The organism is Brevundimonas sp. AVps4 (genome assembly GCF_058681525.1).
In genome coordinates, this window is the sequence record NZ_CM178741.1 from 146,410 (window position 1) to 166,286 (window position 19,877).

Here is a 19,877-nt window from a genome sequence, read left to right on the forward strand (position 1 = left end):
GTCAGGATTCATTGATGACCACCACGCCCGCGCGTCTGCGCAAGGCCGTTCTGCCCGTCGCGGGCCTCGGCACCCGGGTTCTGCCCGGCACCAAGACGACCCCCAAGGAACTGCTGAACGTCGTCGATCGGCCGATCCTCTCCTACATCGTCGAAGAGGCCCGAGAGGCGGGGATCGAACACATCGTCTTCGTCACCGGCCGCTCCAAGGGGGCGATCGAGGACTATTTCGATCACCAGATCGAGCTTGAGGCTCAACTGCAGGCCAAGGGCAAGACCGACATCCTGGAAATGATGAACGCCGAACTGGCCTCGGCCGGCGAGATGAGCTTCACCCGCCAGATGCAGCCCAAGGGGCTGGGCCACGCGGTCTGGTGCGCCCGCGACATCATCGGGCATGAGCCGTTCGCCGTCATCCTGCCCGACGTGATCGTGGATTCGCAGCCCGGCGCCCTGAAGCAGTTGGCCGAGGTCTATGCCGAGACCGGCGGCAACATCATCGGCGTGGAATCGGTGCCGGAGGACCAGACCCACAAATACGGCATCGTCGATCCGGTCAGCCGCGACGGGTCGCGCATCGTCATGAAGGGCATGGTCGAAAAGCCCGCCAAGGGCACGGCGCCGTCGAACCTGTCGATCTCGGGCCGCTACATCTTGCAGCCGGAAATCTTCGACCTGTTGGCGACGCAGGAAAAGGGCGCGGGCGGCGAGATCCAGCTGACCGACGCCATGGCGCGGCTGATGGCGACCCAGAGCTTCACCGCCGTCGAATATGCGGGCGTGACCCACGACTGCGGCGACAAGATCGGCCTGTTGCGCGCAAACGTCGCCCTGGCCCTGAAGCGGCAGGACCTGGGCGAGGCCGCCCGCGCGGCGGTTTCGGCCCTGCTGTGACGCCAGGGAAGGCGGCGGGGGTTCCGGTTCGCGCCGACCCCTGCTAACCCTCCCGGCAAATCATCAGGAGACGAACCATGGCCACATCCGAAGGCTGGGACATGCCGACCGGCGACCTCATGAAGGGCAAGAAGGGCCTGATCATGGGGGTGGCCAATTCGAGTTCGATCGCCTGGGGCATCGCCTCGCAACTGGCGGCCCAGGGCGCGGAACTGGCCTTCACCTATCTGGGCGAGAGCCTGGAGCGCCGCGTGCGCCCGCTGGCCGAGAGCGTCGGCGCCAAGCTGCTGATTCCGGCCGACGTCACCGACGACGCCTCGATGGACGCCGCCTTCGCCGAGCTGGAGAAGACCTTCGGCACGATCGACTTCGTCGTTCACTCGGTGGCCTTCGCCAACAAGGACGAACTGAAGGGCAGCTTTGTCGACAACACCACGCGCGACAGCTTCCTGCTGGCCCTGAATATCTCGGCCTTCAGCTTCGTGGACGTGTCGCGTCGCGCCGCCAAGCTGATGCCGAACGGCGGCAGCCTGATCACCCTGACCTATCTGGGGTCCGAGCGGGTCATTCCGAACTACAACACCATGGGCGTGGCCAAGGCTGCGCTGGAGGCGGCGACCCGCTATATCGCCCGCGACCTGGGGCCCAAGAACATCCGGGTGAACGCCATTTCGGCCGGCGCCATGCGCACCCTGTCGCTCGCCGGGATCTCGGGCGGGCGCGGCCTGCACTCCAAGAGCGCCCAGTTCTCGCTGATCAAGGAAGAGACCTCGATGGAGGGCGTCGCCGGCGCGGCCCTGTGGCTGTGCTCGGACCTGGGGCGTTCGACCACGGGCGAGGTCGTCCACGTCGACGCCGGCTTCCACGCCGTGGGCCTGCCGGAAGACATCGAGGGCTGAACCCGCTTCCGCCATCTGCGGTGAAGGTTTAAGGCCGGGGCATGACTGCTCCGGCCTTTTCCATGCGCCCTCCGCCCGCCTCAGCCTTTTCATCGGCCGCCGTCGCCACAGTGATCGGCTTCGGCGGGACCGTGGCCTTGGTGGTGCAGGCGGGACAGGCCTTGGGCGCGGACGCCGGGCAGATCGGCTCCATGGTCACGGCGCTGTGCCTGGCCATCGGCGTTCCCGGCGCCCTCTTGAGCTGGCGGCTGAAGATACCCGTCGTCCTGGCCTGGTCGACGCCGGGCGCAGCCCTGCTGGCCGCTTCGACGCTGGGGCTGTCGTGGGCGACGGCGGTCGGCGCCTTCGTCATTTCCGCCGCCCTGATGATCCTGACCGGCCTGATCCCGGCCCTGGGACGGCTGGCGGGGCGGATCCCGTCGGCGATCGCCTCGGCCATGCTGGCGGGGGTTCTGCTGCCCTTCGTGCTGCGACTGTTCAAGATCTTGCCCGACGAGACGGCGCTGACGGTGGGGCTGATCGCGGTCTTTCTGGTCTTCCGGCGGCTTTGGCCGACCTGGGCCCTGCCCGCCGTGCTGGGCGCGGCCTTTGCGGTTCTGGCGATGCGGGGACAGTTGGGCCTGCCCGCTGGAACCGGCCTGTTCGGACATCTGGAGCCCGTCGCCCCCGCCTTTGACTGGAAGGCGGCGGTCAGTCTGGGCCTTCCGCTGTTTCTGGTGACCCTGGCGGCGCAGAACCTGCCTGGACTGGTGGTGTTGCAGAGCGCGGGCTATCCGCCGCCGGCCAATCGGCTGATCCTGTCGACCGGGATCGCCAGCCTGATCGCGGCGCCGTTCGGCGCGCATGGGGTCAATCTGGCGGCCATCACGGCGGCGATCTGCACCGGCCCTGACGCCCATCCGGATGCGGGCCGACGCTGGATCGTCGGGGTGATCTACGGGGGCTTCTACCTCATCGTGGCCCTGTTCGCCGCGCCGCTGGCGGGCCTGTTCATCGCCATGCCCCCGGCCGTGCTGGCGGCCGTGACGGGACTGGCCCTGATCGCCCCCCTGACCGGCGCCTTGCAGAGCCTGACGGCCGATGCGCCCTCGCGCGAGGCCGCCGTCCTGACCTTTGCGGCGACGGCCTCGGGACTGGCCCTGTTCGGGGTGGGATCGGCCTTCTGGGGGCTGGTCGTCGGATTTGCGGCCCTGGGCGCGGGGCGCCTGCTCCGTCGCGCCTAGTTCCGCGCCGGGATGTTCAGACCGCGCTGCACCGCCGGACGCGCCAGACCGCGCTCCAGCCAGGCGGCGACGCGGGGGAAGTCCGCAAAGCCCACGATCTCGCCCGCCTCATAGAAGCCGATCAGATTGCGGACCCAGCCGAGGGTGGCGACATCGGCGATGGAATAGTCGCCCATGATCCAGTCGCGGGGTTCTCCGCCCTCATTGGCAAGCCGCGTCTCCGGCACGCCCAGCAGGCGGCGGCTTTCGGCGACGTAACGGTCGCGCGGACGCTTGTCCTCATAGTCCTTGCCCGCGAACTTGTGGAAGAAGCCCAGCTGGCCGAACATGGGGCCGATCGCCCCCATCTGGAACATGATCCACTGGATCGTCTCGTACCGTGTGGCGGGATCGCTCGAGAGCAGTTTGCCTGTCTTTTCCGCCAGATAGATCAGGATGGCGCCGGATTCGAACAGGGCCAAGGGCTGACCGTTCGGGCCGTCGGGATCGAGGATGGCCGGGATCTTGCCGTTGGGGTTCAGCGACAGATATTCCGGCCCCCAGGTCTCATTGGCCATGATGTCGATCAGGTGCGGCTCATAGGCCAGGCCGATCTCCTCCAGCATGATCGAGACCTTCACGCCGTTGGGCGTGGGCAGGGAATAGAGCTGCAGCCGATCAGGATGCTGGGCCGGCCAGCGGGTGGTGATCGGGAAGGCGGACAGGTCGGTCATGGCGAGGCCTCGGCTTTGCGATAGGCCTATGTCGGCGCCCGCCGCGCCATTCGCAACACCCTTGGGCGCGAATACCTCAGTCCGGCTCGCGCTCGCCGACTTCGGTCGGGGGCGCGGCGGTCAGCCAGCCTTCGGAAAGCCGCAGCTCGGGCGTCGCTTCCTTGGTGAAGGGCAGGTACCAGGTCGGACCGCCGGTCGCGGGGGCGATCTCCAGCATGTCGTCGGCGCCGAAATTCTGGACCGACTTGACCGAGCCCATGGCGGCGCCGGCGATGTCGCGGACCTCCAGGCCGATCAGGTCGGCGAGATAGAATTCGTCCTCCTCCGGCTCGGGGAAGCGGTCGCGGGGGACGTAGAGTTTCAGGCCGCGCAGGGCGTCGGCCTGTTCCTTGGTGGCGACCTCCTTGGCCCGGCCGACGACGCCGTTCTTGTCCGGCCGGGTCGAGGTCAGGGTCAGGGCCACCGAGCCGTCTGCGCGCAACAGCGGACCATAGGCGGTCAGGGCCAGGGGATCGGCGGTGAAGGCGGTCACCCGCACCTCGCCCCGCACCCCGAAACCGCCGCCGATCTGGCCGACGAGGATGAGCCTTCTTTCCTGGGTCATGGTCTGGGTCCGTCGTCCTAGATCTTCCCCCGCTTGCGGGGGAAGTGTCAGGCCGTGACGCGAAGCGGCACGCCTGACGATGGGGGAAGTCCTCTTCCTTGGAAGAACACTCCCCTCTCCGACCCTGGATCGGCTGCGCCGATCGCCGGGCCACCTCTCCCGCAAGCGGGAGAGGGTCTAGTAGCGCATGAAAAAGGCGGCGTCGCAGGACGCCGCCTTGATCGTGTCGAGACCGAAGGCCTTAGGCCTCGGTGGTCTCTTCGGCAGCCGGGGCTTCTTCAGCGGCGGCTTCGGCGGCCGGAGCCTCTTCAGCAGCCGGAGCGTTCTTGGCGGCTTCGGCCTCTTCCTTGGCGCGGGCGGCGGCTTCGGCGGCCTCGGCCTTGGCGGCGGCTTCGGCTTCCAGGCGGTCGGCTTCGCGCTGGGCGCGTTCGGCGGCGCGCTCCTGCGCCTTCTTGCCGGGGGCGCCCTTGTTCGGGTTGTTGCCCTGCGACCACTTCACCTTGGCGCCCAGGGTTTCGTCCTGCGACAGGAAGCGGGCGACGCGGTCGGTCGGCTGGGCGCCCTTGCCGAGCCATTCGGCGATCCGCTCGACCTTCAGGGCGACGCGCGGCTGGGCGCCGTCCTTGGGCAGCATCGGGTTGTAGGAGCCGACCTTCTCGATGAACTTGCCGTCGCGCGGGGCGTGCGAATCGGCGACGACGATGTGGTAGTAGGGGCGCTTCTTGGCGCCGCCGCGGGCCAGACGAATCTTCAGCATTTCAAGTCTCTTTCTAGGAAGTCGTTATTTCTTGGGAAGGCCAGGCAGGCCCGGAAGCCCCCCCGGCAGTTGTCCGCCGCCCAGACCCGCCAGGCGGTCCTGAATGGCTTTCAATTCGTCGGCCGAGGGCTCGGCCATCTTGCCGCCGCCCAGGGCCTTCAGTCGGTTCAGATCGGGGCCGCCGCCCATGCCGGGGATGCCCCCGCCGCCGCCGAGGCCGCCCAGCATGGCGGCCATCTGCTGCATCTTCTTGGGACCGCCGCGCGCCATCTGTTTGACCATGTCGGCCATCTGGCGGTGCTGTTTCAGGACGCGGTTGACGTCCTGGACCTCGACCCCGGCGCCGGCGGCGATCCGCTTCTTGCGGCTGGCGTTCAGGAGGTCGGGCTTCTTGCGCTCGGCCTTGGTCATCGAGGAGATGATGGCTTCCTGGCGCAGGATCATTTTGTCGTCGACGCCGCTGTCGGCCATCTGGGCCTTCATCTTGGCCACGCCGGGCAGCATGCCCATGATGCCCTGAAGCCCACCCATCCGCTTCATCTGCTGAAGCTGGCCGGCGAGATCGTCCAGGTCGAACTGGCCCTTGGCCAGCTTCCTGGCCATCTTTTCGGCCTTGGCCTGGTCCAGGTCCTGGGCGGCCTTTTCGACCAGGGCGACGATGTCGCCCTGCCCCAGGATGCGGCCGGCGACGCGGCGGGCGTCGAAGACGTCCAGCGCATCGACCTTTTCGCCGGCGCCCAGATATTTGATCGGCAGGCCGGTGACGGCGCGCATCGACAGCATGGCGCCGCCGCGGCCGTCGCCGTCGGCCCGGGTCAGGACCAGGCCGGTCAGGGGCAGACGTTCATGGAAGGCCTTGGCGGTGCGGACGGCGTCCTGGCCGGTCAGGCTGTCGGCGACCAGCAGGGTCTCGACCGGCTTGGCGATGTCGGCGACCTCGGCCACCTCGTTCATCAACCCTTCGTCCAGGGTGATGCGGCCGGCGGTGTCCAGGATCAGGACGTCGAAGCCCTGGAGCTTGGCCGACTGCAGGGCCCGGCGGGTGATCTGGACGGCGCTCTCGCCCCCCACGATGGGCAGGGTCGCGACCTCGATCTGTTTGCCGAGCGTGGCCAGCTGTTCCATCGCGGCCGGACGGCGCGTGTCCAGCGAGGCCATCATGACCTTCTTGCGGTCGAACTTGGTCAGGCGCAGCGCCAGCTTGGCCGAGGTCGTGGTCTTGCCCGACCCCTGGAGGCCGGCCATCAGCACCACGGCGGGCGGATTGGCGTTGGTGTTCAGCGGGACCGGCTCTTCGCCGCCCAGCATCTCGATCAGGCCGTCATAGACGATCTTGACCACCTGATCGGCGGGCTTGACCGAACGGATCACCTCTTCGCCCGTCGCGCGCTCGGTGGCGAAGGCGATGAATTCCTTGACGACCGGCAGGGCGACGTCGGCCTCGAGCAGGGCCACGCGCACTTCGCGCATCGCCTCGGCGACATCCTTTTCGGACAGGGCGCCGCGGCCGGTGATCCGGTCGAATACGCCTGTCAGCCGCTCGTTCAGAGCCTCGAACATTCACTACCTCATATGGCGCAGGTGAAACGGCTCCATACGACAACGACCCCCGGCGACGATCACGTCGGCGGAGGGTTCTCGCCCACCTCGTCCCGACGGAGCGGGGGTCGTGTGGGTGGAGACGCGAGGTTCACTTGCGTCGGAAGCGGCGGCTTATGAAGGAAAACGGGGGGAAAGGCAACCGATGCGAGTCACCCCTCTCCTTTCTCCGTCATCCTCGGGCTTGACCCGAGGATCAGGCGCGCCGCCGCTCTGCGGGGGCGTTCAGGCGCACGTCTCGCCCCTCGTCCGATCCTCGGGTCAAGCCCGAGGATGACGGAGAGGCGTGAGCGGTCGTGATCCTGACGCCCTTTCGCGGGGGGTCAGTCCTCCGGCGTCTCCGGCTTGGGCTCGTCAGCCTTCGGTTCCGAACCCGGCTCGGTCACCACAATCCCCTCCGGCGGGGCCGACAGTTTGGACAGGTCGCCGCCGGCGCGCAGGACGTCCAGGGCGCGTTGCAGCTGATAGTCCTTGTCCTTGTCATAGGCCTCGCCCGGGGCTTCACGCGGGGTGTGCGGCCCCTTGCGTTCCGCGCCGATGGAGGAGTCCAGGGCCGTCGCATAGGCGGCCTCGGAATAGATGAAGCTGGAACGCGAGACGATCCGGGCCTCGGCCTCGGACCGGGCGACCTCCAAGTCCGGCTCGATGCCGATCTTCTGGATCGAGGCGCCGGACGGGGTGTAGTAGCGGGCCGTGGTGATCGACAGGGCGCCGTCGCGGCCCTGGCGCAGCGGGATGACCGTCTGGACCGATCCCTTGCCGAAGCTGGTCAGGCCGACGATAGTCGCCCGCTCGTGATCCTTCAGGGCGCCGGCGACGATCTCGGAGGCGGAGGCCGAGCCGTAGTTGACCAGGACCACCAGGGGCAGGCCGCCGGTCAGGTCGCCGGGCTTGGCGGAATAGCGCTGGATCTGCTCGGGCTTCCTGCCGCGCTGGCTGACGATCTCGCCGCGCTCCAGGAAGGCGTCGGACACGTCGATGGCGGCATTCAGCAGGCCGCCGCCGTTGTTGCGCAGGTCCAGGACATAGCCTTTCACGCCCGGCTTCTGAGCCTTGATCTTGGCGATGGCCTCGGACAGTTCGCGGCCGGTGTTCTCATTGAAGGTCGAGACGCGCAGATAGCCGAAATCGCCCTCGACCCGGCCCGTGACCGACTGGACCTTGATGATCTCGCGGGTCAGGGTCACCTCGCGCGGCTCTTCGCCGTCGCGCAGGAAGGTGACGCGCACGCTGGTCCCGGCCGCCCCGCGCAGCTTCTCCGACACCTGGCTGACGGTCAGGCCCGCCGCGTTCTGGCCCTCGATGGCGCTGATGACGTCCCCGGCCTGGACCCCGGCCCGGGCGGCGGGGCTTTCGTCCATCGGAGAAATGACCTTCACCAGGCCGCCTTCGGAGGTGATGGTTAGGCCGACGCCCGAATACTGTCCCTCGGTCCGCTCGCGCAGTTCGTCATAGTTGGACGGCGGCAGATAGTTGGAGTGGGGATCCAGCGCCGTCATCATGCCCGCGAGGGCGGCCTCGATCAGCTTCTTGTTGTCGACCGGGACCACATAGGCCTGTTCGACGATGCCGACGACGTCGCCGAACAGCTCCAACATGCGGAAGGTTTCGTTGCGGGGCGTCTGGCTGGTGGCGACGGCGGCCGAGCCGCCGAGAACCAGGGCGGCGCAGCCGACGAGGAGCAGTTTACGCATTCGGTCTCTTTCGGTCGGGCCGATCATGGAAGGCGCCCGTTGGGAGGGTAGGGCCGCACAGACACGACGAAATCGTGGCTGAGCGGCGTCGGTCCGATAAAATCAGCGTCCGGCGGGAAAGCAAGGCCAATCGTCGCCCGAGGGCGCATCCGGCCGCTCATCGCAGCCAGGGACCGGGGTCGATCGGGCGCTCGTCCCGGCGCAGTTCGAAATAGACGTCGCCGTCCGGCCCGCTGCGGCCCAGGGTCTGGCCGTCGGAGACCCGGGCGTCCGCCTGGACGTCCAACTGCTCCAGCCCGGCGATCACCGCCCGCCAGCCGGGGCCGAGATCAAGAATCACCACCTGGCCCCAGCCCGTCAGGGGACCGGCGTAGGCCACCTTGGCGTCAGCCGGGGCGGCGACGGGGGCGCGGTCGGCGCGCCAGCGCCAGCCCGAGGTTCCCGCCCCCCAGGTCTGGGTCGGCGCGCCGCGCACGGGCGGACTGAGCCGGTTGCGGCCGGCCGGCAGGCGCGCGGTCTCGGCCTCGGCGGCCTCGGCCTCCTGGGCGGAGGGGACGGCGCCGCCCAGGTCGCGGATTCGAGCCTCCAGCGCCCGCGCCGCCCGTTCGGCGCTGCGCGCCTCGGCGTTCAGCACGGCGGTCAGGGCGGTCTTGCGCGCGGTCAGCCCCTCGATCTGGGCGCGGCGATCGCCCTGGGCGCTTTCGGTGGTCAAGAGCCGTTCCGAGGACAGGACCGCCAGGCGACGAATGCGCATGATCTCGGCCTGGCGGTCGGCCAGGGCCTTGGCGCGGCGCTCCAGCTCGGGCGTCATGGCCTTCAACAGGATGGAGGCGCGCACCGTGTCGATCGCCTTGTCGGCGGGAACCAGAAGCGGCGGCGGCGGGCGGCGGCTCATCATCTGAAGCGCGCTGAGCAGACGCCCCTGGGCGCCGCGCTCGCGGGCCAGGTCCGTGACCAGGTCCGCCTCCCGTTCGCTGAGCTGTTTCAGCCGGGCCCTCTGGTCCTCGATCTGGCGGTCGTCGGTCCGTTCGTCGGCGCGCAGGGCGGCGAGCCGACGCTCCAGCTGGGCCAGTTCGGCCTTGGCGGCCTCGGCGTCGGCGCGCAGGCGCCGCGCCCGCACCGCCTCGTCGCGATAGTCGGCCTGGATCCGCGCCAGCTCGCTTTCAGACGCCTGCCGCCCCGCCGCCGGGGCGGCGAGGACCAGGCCCGTCATCAGGGCGAGAGAGAGTGCTGAGGCGCGGCCCATGTCAGTCGCGATGATAAGGCGATCCGGCCAGGATGGTCACGGCCCGATAGAGCTGTTCGGCCAACATGGCGCGGGCCAGGGCGTGGGGCCAGGTCTGGGGACCGAAGGCCAGGGTCGAGGCGGCGGCGGCGCGCACGCTTTCGTCCAGCCCGTCCGCCCCGCCGATGGCGAAGACCAGCCGCCGCTCGCCCTGATCGCGCAGCTTGGCGACATGATCGGCGAAGGCGCGCGACGAATAGGTCTTGCCCCGTTCGTCGCAGGCGATCAGGTGCGCCCCCTCGGCGGCGGCCAGGATCAGCTCGGCCTCCGGCGCCTTGCCCGGCTTCCTGGCCTCCAGGTCGATCAGTTCGAGGGGACCGAGGCCCAGCGCGCGTCCCGACAGGGTGGCGCGCTTGGCGTAGTCGTCGGCGAGCGTCGCCTCAGGCCCCCGGCCCGGTCGGCCGATGGCGACGATGCTCAGCTTCATCCTCTAGTCGCGGACCATGCGGTGGGCCGAGTCCACGGCCCAGATCTTCTCGATATTGTAGAAGGTCCGCACTTCCGGGCGGAACAGGTGGACGATCACATCGCCCGCGTCGATGAGGACCCAGTCGCAGTGCGGCAGGCCCTCGACCTTGGCCTTGCCCAGGCCCTGGTCCTTCAGGGTGCGCAGCAAGTGGTCGGCGATGGCGCCGACGTGGCGGTGCGAGCGGCCGGAGGCGACGATCATGGTGTCGGCCATGGCGCTTTTGCCCTTCAGGTCGATCAGGACCATGTCCTGAGCCTTGTCCTCGTCGAGGCGGCTCAGCAGGGCTTCTTCAAGCGGAGTCGATCCGACCGGGCGGGGGACGGAATCCCCGAATGCGGCGGTCGTTTCAGATCCATCTTCGGAATGGAGAGGTTCGATAGGGTCCATCTCGTGCGCCGTGTTCGAAACGGCGGCGTCTTGCGCGTCATACGCGGGCGAGGGGGTCAGCGGAGGGCTCCAGGAGCATTGACTAAAGCAGCCCCTTAGCACGGATGGGGGCGAACGTGAACCGGCGCCGGGATCACGAGCCCGCGTCCGGCCTCTTCGAGGCCCGGATGGCGGTCGAGGACAGGGGATTCAGGGGCGCCGTCAGATAGGTCCAGGCCGGGGCCGCCAGGGTCGGCAGAAGGCCCGCCTGTTCGGCCGGAATGCGGAAGGCGGCGAAGCGGGCGGCCGCCGGCGCCGTGCGGCTGTCCAGCTGCGATCCCGGCCGGGCGATCACCGCCACGGGCATCAGCCGCATGATGTCGGTCCAGCCCCGCCAGCGATGGAAGCCGGCCAGATTGTCCGATCCCATGACCCAGACGAAATGGACGCCCGGATGGCGGGCGACCAGCAGGCGCAGGGTCTCGACCGTCCAGACCACCCCGGCCCGGCTTTCGAAATCCGAGACGATCATGGACGGGCCGCCAACCCTGGCCTGGGCCTGGGCCGAGGCCATCCGTTCGGCCAGGGGGGCGCTGTCGCGGGCGTCCTTCAACGGGTTCTGGGGCGAGACCAGCCAGACCACCCGATCCAGGCCCAGCCGCCGCATGGCCGTCTCGGCCACATGGGCGTGGCCTTCATGGGCCGGATTGAACGATCCGCCGAACAGGCCGACCTTCATCCCCGGCGTCAGGATCAGCCCGTCGCGAAGGGCCCCCGGTCGGGGGCCGGCGCCTTGGGGCGCGGGACCGGCGTGAAAGAAGGGCAAGCGAGGCGTCTCGGGGGTTATGCTCAAGGCGGCCTTATCATGGGGGCGACCGCCCTGTCCCCCGATTATTCGTCCGACCTCAGACGGCGGCTTCGAACAGGGCCTCGCGCGTCACGTCGGCGTGGGTCATGGGGAACATGTGACCGCCGCCGCGCACCACCTCGACCGAGACGTGCGGCAGGCCGCGCGGCGACGAGGGCACGTGGGTCAAGGCGCCGTGTTCCGCCTTTAGAATGCGGATTGGACCGCGATAGAGGCGAAGCGCCCGCCAGGGATCGTGCGCCTGGGCGGCGTAGTTGGCCGCCTCCCAGGCCGGGGTGGCGGCCAGGGTGAAGCCGTCGGGGCCTTCCACCAAGCCTTCGGCCAGATAGTCGGCCAGCACCATGTCGGGCCAGCCCTTGAACGCCCCCCGACCGCGGTAGGCGGCCATGGCCTCCTCGCGGCTGGCGAACAGGGCGCGGCGGCGAAGCGTGGCGCGTGCGATCGGAATGCGGGACAGAAACCGGTGGGCGAAGGGCAGGTTGAACACCAGCATGGCGGACCGCCGCCAGATCACTGCGTCCAGCAGAACCAGGCTGGCGACCCGGTCCGGCCGCTCCGCCGCCGCCAGCAGGGAGGCGGTCCCGCCCATGGAATGGCCCGCCAGGACCGGCGGCGGACCTTCGATCGTCTCCATCAGGGCCAGAAGATCGTCGCGGTGATCCCGCCAGCTGGTCTTGGGCCGGGCGAACACCGGCAGGTCAGAGGCCCCATGGCCACGAAGGTTCGGAGCCCAGATCCGCAGCGACGTCGACAGGGGCGACAACAGGCTGCGATAGGCGCCGGCGTTGAAACCGTTGGCGTGGGAGAAGATCAGATCGACCGGACGCTTAGGATCCCCGAAGTCCAGGACCGACATCCGCCCCCCGCCCCATCGATTGTCGATCGGGACGCTGAGCCGGCGCGGCGGCGACATCAGGGCCGCATCCATGATCAGGCCGCATCCCGGCAGGCGGCGCACAGGCCGTGCGCCTCGATCGTGGTGCGGGCGATCGCATAGCCGGCGGCGGCGCCGGCGGCGGCGATGACGTCCTGGCCCGGCCCGTCGATCTCGCGCGTCACCCCGCAGCAGTCGCAGATCAGAAAGGCGGCCGCATGGCTGCCCCCGACCTCCTGGCCAGCGCAGGCGACATAGGCGCTGATCGAGGCGATCCGATGGGCCATGCCGTGGCGTTCCAGGAATTCGAGCGCCCGATAGACGGTGGGCGGCTTGGCGGCCTGTCCGTCCTCGCCGAACCGGGCGATCAGATCATAGGCCTTCACCGGCTCGCCGCTCTCGAGCAGCAGCGACAGCACCCGGCGGCGCGGCGGGGTCATGCGCTCGCCGGCCGAGACCACCCGCGCCTCCGCCTCGGACAGGGCGCGGTCCAGGCGTGCGCCGTCAAGGCCGGAATGAAGATGATCATGGTCGCAGACGGCGTTCATGAGCCACAGCTAATCCTTGATAAGCCCGGCCGCAACAGAACACGGCTTGCAGTCCGTGATGTTATCTCATAACAGAAACGCTTCCTCTCCTGAACCCCAGTGATGTCCATGCGTCAGACCGTCACCCGCTCGCTTCTGCTTTCCGCCGTCGCCTGGAGCGCCCTGGGCGGCGCCGCCCTCGCCCAGACCCTGGCTCAGACCGGCCCCGGCCGTCCGGCCCAGGTCGATGACGTCATCGTCACCGCCACCCCCTATGGCGTCACCCAGCGCGCCACCACCATCGCCACCGACGTGCTGGACGACCAGGCCCTGGCCATCGCCCCGGCGACGTCTCTGGGCGATCTGGTCAACGGCCTGCCGGGCGTGCGCTCGACCGACTTCGCCCCCGGCGCCAGCCGCCCGGTGATCCGGGGCCTGTCCGGCCCGCGCGTCCAGGTGCTGACCAACGGCCTGGGCCAGATCGACGCCAGCTCCGTTTCGCCGGACCACGCCGTGGCCACCGATCCCGGCGAAGCCCATCGGATCGAGGTCGTGCGCGGCCCGGCCACCCTGGTCTATGGCGGCTCGGCCATCGGCGGGGTGGTCAACATCATCGACGACCGCATCCCTGAAGCCCTGCCTGAAGGCGGGGTCGAGGGTCGGGTCTCGACCCAATATTCCAGCGTGGACGACGGCCGCGGCGCCTCGGGCCATGTCACCGTCGGCGCCGGCCGGTTCGCCTTCAACCTGAGCGGCGTGACCCGCAAGACGGACGATTATGACATCCCCTCCCCCGCCCGGTCCCAGGTTCTGGCCGACAGCGACGGCGAGCCGCGCGGCGCGGGCGACAAACAGCCGAACTCCTGGTCCGAGCTGAACGCCTGGGGCGTCGGCGGCTCCTATATCGCCGACAAGGGCTTCGTCGGCCTGTCCTACAAGAAGACCGAAAGCGAGTACGGCACGGTCGCCGAGCCGGAGGTCTTCATCAATCTGGAGCAGGAGCGCTGGGACGGCCGCGGCGAATACCGGTTCGACGCCGGCCCCTTCGCCAAGGTCCGCGCCTCCTACGGCCACGCCGACTACACCCACACCGAGTTCGAAGGACCGGGCGAGCCGGGCACCGTCTTCAACTCCGACGGCTGGGAGACCCGCGGCGAACTGGTCCAGCGCGAGCGGAACGGCTGGAACGGCGCCGTCGGCGTCCAGGCCCTGGAGCGCAATTTCGAGGCGATCGGCGAGGAGGCCTTCGTCCCGACCGTCAAGATCGAGGAACAGGGCCTGTACACGGTCCAGCGCTATGACCGCGACCGCTACGGCTTCGAGGGCGGGCTGCGCTATGACCGCCGCACCCTGAGCGCCGTTCCGCTGGGCGAGACGGCCGAGGTGGAGCGTCAGTTCGACAACTGGTCCGCCAGCGGCGCCGCCTTCCTGCGTCCCCAGGCCGGCCTGTTCCTGGGGCTGAGCCTGTCGCGGACGGAACGCGCGCCCAGCGAGGTCGAACTGTTCGCCGACGGCGTCCACGTCGCCACCGCCGCCTATGAGACCGGCGACCTGGGCCTGGACACCGAGAAGGTGACCACGCTGGAGGGCACGGTCCACTTCGACCGTGACCGGTTCTCCGGGGATATGCACCTCTACAAGGCCTGGTACGACGGCTTCATCGACGAACGCCGCACCGGCGCAGACTTCACCACCGACGAGGGCGAGACCTTCCCCGTCTATCGCTTCGTCCAGACCGACGCGGACTTCTACGGCTTCGAGGCCGAGGCCGCCTACGCCCTGTGGCAGGACGGGGATCGCAAACTGTCGCTGGAGGGGGCGGCCGACTATGTCCGCGCCGACACCGACCTGGGCCCGGCCGCGCGCATTCCGCCCTGGTCGGCGACCGCCCGCCTGGCCTGGACCTCGACGCTTTGGGACCTGACCGGCGAAGTGCGCCACGTCGGCGAACAGGACCGGCTGGCGGAAGGCGAACTGCCGACCGACGCCTATACGCTGGTCAATCTGCGCGGCGCGGTTCGGCCGTTCGCCGACAAGGACGTCACCGTCTTCGCCGAGGCGCACAATCTGACGGACGAGGAGGCGCGCGAGCATACCTCCTTCCTGAAGGACATCGCGCCCATGCCCGGGCGCAACCTGCGGATCGGCGTCAGCTACGCCTTCTGACCGGTTCCTGATCGGGCGGTTTGCCGCTGAGGCGGGCTTGGGCTAGAAGGCCCGCCTCATTCCACTCCAAGAGCGCCTGGCTCCTCATGACCGATACGAACAACTCGCCGCTCGAAGGCAACGTCCTCTTCTATACGAAGCCGGAACCGCTGGACCCGACCCTGCACGGCGCGCTGGGCGTCAACGCCGCCGACAAGCCCTACGCCTTCGTCGGCCAGACCAACATCGTGCCGCTGACGGTGACCGAGTTCGCCGCCGCCGCCCTGTCCTATCCGGTGATCTTCACCGGTGAGAACCGCCAGCCGGTCGTGGTCATGGGGCTGCGCCAGGGCGAGAACCTGTTCGTGGCGGACGACGGCGACTTCCGCCCCGACGCCTACATCCCCGCCTATGTGCGCCGCTATCCGTTCGTCTTCGCCGACGACAAGCAGAATCAGCGCCTGATCCTGTGCATCGACCGCGGCGCCTCGATCGTGGCCGAGGGCGGCCAGAACCCGCTGTTCGTCGAGGGCAAGCCCAGCGACTACACCAATATGGCGATGGAGTTCTGCAACAACTTCGAACAGGAGCGTCAGCGCACCGAAGCCTTCGTCAAGCTGATCCAGGACCTGGACCTGCTGGACGTGCGTGAAGCCGTCTTCACCCCGCGCAACCCCGACGGCACGCCCGGCGCGCCCCAGAAGCTGGCCGAATATTACGCCGTGTCGGAAGACAAGCTGAGGGCTCTGCCGGCCGAGAAGCTGGCCGAGCTGCGCGACAACGGCGCCCTGGGCCAGATCTACGCCCATCTGGTGTCGCTGCTGGGCTGGGACCGCCTGATCGCCCTGGCCTTCCTCCGCCAGGCGCCGGCCAGCGTCAACTGAGCCTCGGCCTGACGTCAAAGAGAACGCCCGCCGGTCGCACCGGCGGGCGTTTTCAATTTCAGCGTCGGGAGAACAGGGCGCGGGTCAGGCAGGAGAAGACCAGCCGCCCGGCATCGTCCAGCAGATCGTGTTGGGCGATGACGATGCCCTTGCCGTCCCCGACCGGATCCTTGCCCATGACGGTCATCCGGCCCCGCAGCAGCTCGCCCGGCGGCGGATTGCGCAGATAACGCAGCCCGTCGACCGCCAGGACCTTGGTCTGGGCCCAGGCGCCCGACTTCTCGGCCGCCAACCGGCTCCACAGGGCGTAGATCATCGCATCGGGCGCCCCATAGGCGGCGTCCCAGCCGGGCGCGAACCGCTCGACGAAGAGGTCGAGCGCCCCCGGATCGACCGCACAGGCCCCCAGGGGCACGACCTGCCCCGTCTCCAGATCCTCGAAATGGACGAGCAGGGGGTCGCTCATGGAAATCCTTCAGCCTGGTTCTTCGGAAACACGGACCAGCAGCTTGCCGTCGTGGTCGCCGGTGAACAAGCGGTTCAACGAGTCCACCGCGCCTTCGAGGCCGTCATCGACGTGGACCTTCCACTTCACCTTGCTCTCGGCCAGCCACGGACCCATCTCCGCGACCATTTCGCCGGCGCGAGGCGCATAGTCCAGAACCAGGAAGCCCTGGACATGGAGCCGATGGGTGATGATCCGGGCGAAGTTGGGCGACGGCGGCGCCTTGGTGGCGTTGTAGGATGAGACGAGGCCGCACACCGCCATCCGGCCGTGGACCTTGAGCCGGTTGAAGACGGCGATCATGATGTCGCCGCCGACGTTTTCGAAGTTGAGATCGATTCCGTCGGGCGCCAGCCGGTCCAGCGCTTCGCCGACGTCCTCGTTCTTGTAGTCGATCGCCGCGTCGAACCCGAGTTCGTCGGTCAGCCAGGCGCATTTCTCAGGGCCGCCGGCGACGCCGATGACGCGACAGCCGCGCTGTTTGGCGATCTGGCCGGCGATCGAACCCACCGCCCCCGCCGCCGCAGAGATCACCATCGTCTCGCCGGCCTTGGCTTTCAGCACGTCGGTGACGCCGAAATAGGCCGTCAGCCCGGTCATGCCCAGGACCGACATATTGGCCGTCAGCGGCAGGCCGGGCGCCCGGTGCACGGGCCGAAGCCCGGCTTCGGGCACGACGGCGTAGTCCGCCCACCCACCGGCGGCGGGCATGACGACGTCGCCGACCTTGAACCGGTCCGACCGGCTGTGCTCCACCACCCCCAGGGTCAGGCCGCGCATGACCTCTCCCAGCCCCACAGGCGGCAGATAGCCTTCGGAATCGTTCATCCAGGTCCTGTTGGTGGGGTCCAGCGACAGATAGACGGTGCGGACCAGCACCTCGGATTCCTTCACCTCCGGCACGGGCGTCTCGACCAGCTCCAGGTCGCCGGGCTGAACCAGGCCCTTGGGCCGCTGACGCAGCACCCACTGACGATTGATCTTGGCGTTGGAAACCATGCGTCTCTCTCCGTGCGTTTTCTTTGAGGATCATCTTGGCCCTGCGCGCGGCGCGGGTCGAGGGCCGGGTTGAAAAGAAAAAGGCGGTCCAAGCGGACCGCCTTTGAAGTGGCATCATCGAGAATGAGGTGCGGAGGCGGCAGATTGGCTGTCGCCAATCTCAAGTCGGGGGGGCGTCGCCGCCTCCGCAGTCTCCTAACGGCGTGGGTGAACCCCGGTTCCCGACAACAGGCGGCTTTTTTTCGTGCCTGGCGCGAAAGATCCCGGGTAGGAACGCCGTTACTCAGGCGGCGTTGTGTCTGGTCATAAGCAACAGCCGGGACGCACACCATGACGCACCAAGAACCGCAACCGAACAACGATCGTCTGGTCGATCGTCAGGGCGTAGATGCGCGCTCGGCTCGCCAGGGCCGATCCGGCAGCCGAATCCTGCTGATCCTTATCGCCTCCCTGGGCGGCGCGGCGCTTTTGCTGGGTCTGCTTTGGATGTTCAGCCAGGGCGGCCTGTCCCAGACCAACGCCAACGACGGGGACCAGGCGGTCGATGCGCGCGCCTTCAGCGGCGATGCTGCGACGCCGCGGGCCGCCGACGCGCCGACCGGCCCGAACGGCGAGCCGCAGCCCGTGCCGACCGGAGAGGCGGCGAACGTCAACGCCCCGACCCAGCCGTCCAGCTGATAGGAAAAAGCCCCGGCGCCGAGGCGGCCGGGGCTTCATCGGCGCCCTGGGCGGGCGCAGGGGGCCAGAGATTAAGCCGCTTCCTTGTGGCGCGACGGATGGAAGAACAGGGCCTGGCTGATCGCCGCCTTCACCGTCTCGGGCTGGAAGGGCTTGGTGATCAGGAAGGTCGGCTCAGGCCGTTCGCCGGTCAGAAGGCGTTCGGGGAAGGCGGTGATGAAGATCACCGGCACGTCGATGTCCTTCAGGATGTCCTTGACCGCATCAATGCCGGAAGAGCCGTCGGCCAGCTGGATGTCGGCCAGAACCAGGCCGGGCTTGTGGCGAGCCACCGCCTCGACGGCCTCGTCATGGGTGGTCGCAGCGCCGGTGACGCGGTGGCCCAGTTCCTTCACCAGGCTCTGAATGTCGGCGGAGATGATGGCCTCGTCCTCGATCACCAGGACGTCGGTGGCCAGTTCGGCGTCGATGTCCGACTGGGCGTCGGCGATCAGCCGCTCGACGTCGCGGGGATCGGCCGAAAGAATCTGGGCCGCTTCCGAAGGCGTGAAGCCTTCCAAGGCCGTCAGCAGAAAGGCCTGGCGCGAGCGCGGCGCGATCCGCATCAGGCGACGCGAAGCCTCGTCGCGGCCGTCGCCCAAGGCGCCGATCTGAGAGCCGCTTTCCAACTGGGCGCCCGTCGAGGACCAGATGGCGTGGAAGACGTGATAGAGGGCGACGCGCGGCGTCATGTCCGGCGAGAGCTGCTGCTCTCCCGCAGCCAGCGCTTCGAGCGCGACCCGCACATAGTTGTCGCCGGTCGATTGATCGCCGGTGAGGGCCCGCGCATAGCGACGGACATAGGGCAGATGCGGCGCAAGTCTGGCCAGAAGGCTCATGCTGGATAGTCCCCGACAGAGGCTGTGCGCCCGAGGATGGACGACAGCGATACAGAGGCTGAAAACGCCAAAGCCCCGATGCGGTTCCGCAGCGCTTGCGCTCTGTCGATTTTTATTACCGCATCTGAGGAACCCGGAGCCAGAGGGACCGTTAATGGACCTGCATTTCTGCACTGCAGTTGGGTGGGCGGTGTTCTGTCTATGATTGACTCTTCCGATTCCTCGCGGCGCAAGGGCGCCGGCAACACGGGGGAGGCGGGGCTCGAAGAAGCTCGCCTTCGTCAACAGGCCATCGGCGTCAAGCTGCGGCACATGTTCGACGAGGTGGTCAACGAGCCCGTGCCTGACGAATTCCTGGATATTCTGAAGCGCGCCGACGCCAAGGCGTCGGACGGTGGCGCATGAGCACGTCCCGATTGGGCGCCGCGCCCAAACCCGCCTCTGCGGATGATGAGGGCTTCAAGCGGGAACTGGTCCTGCTGATTCCGCATCTGCGCGCCTTCGCCCGCACCTTGACGGGCGATGCGACGGCCGCTGACGATCTGGCCCAGGATGCGATGATGAAGGCCTGGGACGCGCGCGCCAGCTACCAGATGGGCACCAATATGAAGGCCTGGACCTTCATGATCCTGCGCAACCAGTTCTATTCCGAGAAACGCCGGTCCTGGCGTCAGTCGCAGCTGGACCAGGAGGCCGCCGAGCGGACCCTGGTGGCGGTGGACGACCCCGAGGCCCCGGTGGCCCTGGACGAACTGCGTCAGGCGCTGAAGACCCTGCCCGACGAGCAGCGCGAGGCCCTGATCCTGGTCGGCGTCGGAGGCTTCGCCTATGAGGAGGCGGCCGAAATCTGCGGCTGCGCCGTCGGCACGGTCAAGAGCCGCGTCAGCCGGGCGCGCCGCGCGCTTCTGACCACCTTGGAAAAGGGCGGATACAGCCGCGACGGCAAGGCCGCCGGGGACGCCATGCGCACCATTCTCGGCGAGGCCGACAGGCTGGCCGGCGCGCGGTCCTGAGCCT

General features: G+C 68.6%; 22 protein-coding genes. 8 read left to right on the forward strand and 14 right to left on the reverse strand.

Annotated features, from left to right (window positions below; translation table 11 throughout):
- The first annotated feature begins 14 nt into the window (after positions 1-14).
- From galU to ACW178_RS00720, 3 genes are all read left to right on the forward strand, one after another.
- Positions 15-893, forward strand: a complete 879-nt coding sequence (gene galU / locus ACW178_RS00710) for a UTP--glucose-1-phosphate uridylyltransferase GalU (RefSeq protein ID WP_444572497.1) — start codon at positions 15-17, stop codon at positions 891-893.
- Between the two features lie 101 nt (positions 894-994).
- The gene (locus ACW178_RS00715; protein WP_166622031.1) at positions 995-1,792 is read left to right on the forward strand and encodes an enoyl-ACP reductase FabI; all 798 of its coding nucleotides are present in this window, start codon (positions 995-997) and stop codon (positions 1,790-1,792) included.
- A 62-nt stretch (positions 1,793-1,854) separates the two neighbouring features.
- Complete coding sequence (locus tag ACW178_RS00720) at positions 1,855-3,015, forward strand: benzoate/H(+) symporter BenE family transporter (protein ID WP_492024768.1); 1,161 nt, start codon at positions 1,855-1,857, stop codon at positions 3,013-3,015.
- Here the strand turns inward: ACW178_RS00720 and ACW178_RS00725 are convergent.
- From ACW178_RS00725 to ACW178_RS00775, 11 genes are all read right to left on the reverse strand, one after another.
- Entirely contained in the window at positions 3,012-3,728 is a 717-nt protein-coding gene (locus ACW178_RS00725) for a glutathione S-transferase N-terminal domain-containing protein (RefSeq protein WP_492024769.1), read from the reverse strand. The two genes, ACW178_RS00720 and ACW178_RS00725, sit on opposite strands and share 4 nt — an antisense overlap.
- Positions 3,729-3,804: 76 nt before the next feature.
- Entirely contained in the window at positions 3,805-4,332 is a 528-nt protein-coding gene (rimM, locus tag ACW178_RS00730) for a ribosome maturation factor RimM (RefSeq protein ID WP_201463227.1), read from the reverse strand.
- A gap of 241 nt (positions 4,333-4,573) precedes the next feature.
- Positions 4,574-5,089, reverse strand: coding sequence for a 30S ribosomal protein S16 (gene rpsP, locus ACW178_RS00735; protein WP_054764044.1), 516 nt, complete (start codon positions 5,087-5,089; stop codon positions 4,574-4,576).
- Positions 5,090-5,113: 24 nt separating this feature from the next.
- Entirely contained in the window at positions 5,114-6,649 is a 1,536-nt protein-coding gene (ffh, locus tag ACW178_RS00740; protein WP_191554607.1) for a signal recognition particle protein, read from the reverse strand.
- Between the two features lie 362 nt (positions 6,650-7,011).
- On the reverse strand, positions 7,012-8,382 hold the full coding sequence (locus ACW178_RS00745; protein WP_191554608.1) for a S41 family peptidase: 1,371 nt from the start codon (positions 8,380-8,382) through the stop codon (positions 7,012-7,014).
- Positions 8,383-8,539: 157 nt separating this feature from the next.
- On the reverse strand, positions 8,540-9,628 hold the full coding sequence (locus ACW178_RS00750; RefSeq protein WP_191558102.1) for a murein hydrolase activator EnvC family protein: 1,089 nt from the start codon (positions 9,626-9,628) through the stop codon (positions 8,540-8,542).
- A gap of 1 nt (position 9,629) precedes the next feature.
- Positions 9,630-10,094 carry a 23S rRNA (pseudouridine(1915)-N(3))-methyltransferase RlmH gene (gene rlmH, locus ACW178_RS00755; RefSeq protein ID WP_182714020.1) on the reverse strand — a complete coding sequence of 155 codons (465 nt, stop codon included), beginning with the start codon at positions 10,092-10,094 and terminating at the stop codon, positions 9,630-9,632.
- A gap of 3 nt (positions 10,095-10,097) precedes the next feature.
- Positions 10,098-10,523 carry a ribosome silencing factor gene (gene rsfS / locus ACW178_RS00760; protein WP_082382550.1) on the reverse strand — a complete coding sequence of 142 codons (426 nt, stop codon included), beginning with the start codon at positions 10,521-10,523 and terminating at the stop codon, positions 10,098-10,100.
- 133 nt (positions 10,524-10,656) lie between these two features.
- Positions 10,657-11,241: a nicotinate-nucleotide adenylyltransferase gene (locus ACW178_RS00765; RefSeq protein ID WP_231681453.1), complete on the reverse strand. Its 585-nt coding sequence runs from the start codon at positions 11,239-11,241 to the stop codon at positions 10,657-10,659.
- A gap of 166 nt (positions 11,242-11,407) precedes the next feature.
- Positions 11,408-12,298 (reverse strand): alpha/beta fold hydrolase, encoded by an 891-nt coding sequence (locus ACW178_RS00770; protein WP_396335228.1) that lies wholly within the window; start codon positions 12,296-12,298, stop codon positions 11,408-11,410.
- A gap of 2 nt (positions 12,299-12,300) precedes the next feature.
- A complete protein-coding gene (locus ACW178_RS00775; RefSeq protein WP_054764050.1) occupies positions 12,301-12,792 on the reverse strand; it encodes a Fur family transcriptional regulator in 492 nt (163 codons plus the stop codon).
- Between the two features lie 102 nt (positions 12,793-12,894).
- Here ACW178_RS00775 and ACW178_RS00780 point away from each other — a divergent pair, with 102 nt between their 5' ends.
- Both ACW178_RS00780 and ACW178_RS00785 read left to right on the forward strand, forming a co-directional pair.
- On the forward strand, positions 12,895-14,937 hold the full coding sequence (locus ACW178_RS00780) for a TonB-dependent receptor (protein WP_492024770.1): 2,043 nt from the start codon (positions 12,895-12,897) through the stop codon (positions 14,935-14,937).
- Positions 14,938-15,023: 86 nt separating this feature from the next.
- The gene (locus ACW178_RS00785; RefSeq protein ID WP_054764052.1) at positions 15,024-15,800 is read left to right on the forward strand and encodes a SapC family protein; all 777 of its coding nucleotides are present in this window, start codon (positions 15,024-15,026) and stop codon (positions 15,798-15,800) included.
- A 58-nt stretch (positions 15,801-15,858) separates the two neighbouring features.
- On the opposite strand, the gene ACW178_RS00790 is transcribed toward ACW178_RS00785, so the two are convergent.
- Both ACW178_RS00790 and ACW178_RS00795 read right to left on the reverse strand, forming a co-directional pair.
- Positions 15,859-16,266: an acyl dehydratase gene (locus tag ACW178_RS00790; RefSeq protein WP_492024771.1), complete on the reverse strand. Its 408-nt coding sequence runs from the start codon at positions 16,264-16,266 to the stop codon at positions 15,859-15,861.
- A gap of 9 nt (positions 16,267-16,275) precedes the next feature.
- Positions 16,276-17,304 (reverse strand): NADP-dependent oxidoreductase, encoded by a 1,029-nt coding sequence (locus ACW178_RS00795; protein ID WP_492024772.1) that lies wholly within the window; start codon positions 17,302-17,304, stop codon positions 16,276-16,278.
- A 330-nt stretch (positions 17,305-17,634) separates the two neighbouring features.
- Here ACW178_RS00795 and ACW178_RS00800 point away from each other — a divergent pair, with 330 nt between their 5' ends.
- Positions 17,635-17,982: a hypothetical protein gene (locus ACW178_RS00800; RefSeq protein WP_492024773.1), complete on the forward strand. Its 348-nt coding sequence runs from the start codon at positions 17,635-17,637 to the stop codon at positions 17,980-17,982.
- 71 nt (positions 17,983-18,053) lie between these two features.
- Here ACW178_RS00800 and phyR read toward each other — a convergent pair whose 3' ends face one another.
- The gene (gene phyR, locus ACW178_RS00805; protein WP_152948987.1) at positions 18,054-18,860 is read right to left on the reverse strand and encodes an anti-anti sigma factor/receiver protein PhyR; all 807 of its coding nucleotides are present in this window, start codon (positions 18,858-18,860) and stop codon (positions 18,054-18,056) included.
- Between the two features lie 201 nt (positions 18,861-19,061).
- Between phyR and nepR the strand changes: the two genes are divergently transcribed.
- Both nepR and ACW178_RS00815 read left to right on the forward strand, forming a co-directional pair.
- Positions 19,062-19,265 (forward strand): anti-sigma T factor NepR, encoded by a 204-nt coding sequence (nepR, locus tag ACW178_RS00810; protein ID WP_054764057.1) that lies wholly within the window; start codon positions 19,062-19,064, stop codon positions 19,263-19,265.
- Positions 19,262-19,873: a sigma-70 family RNA polymerase sigma factor gene (locus ACW178_RS00815; RefSeq protein WP_492024774.1), complete on the forward strand. Its 612-nt coding sequence runs from the start codon at positions 19,262-19,264 to the stop codon at positions 19,871-19,873. The genes nepR and ACW178_RS00815 overlap by 4 nt, the downstream gene beginning before the upstream one ends.
- Positions 19,874-19,877 lie beyond the last annotated feature (4 nt).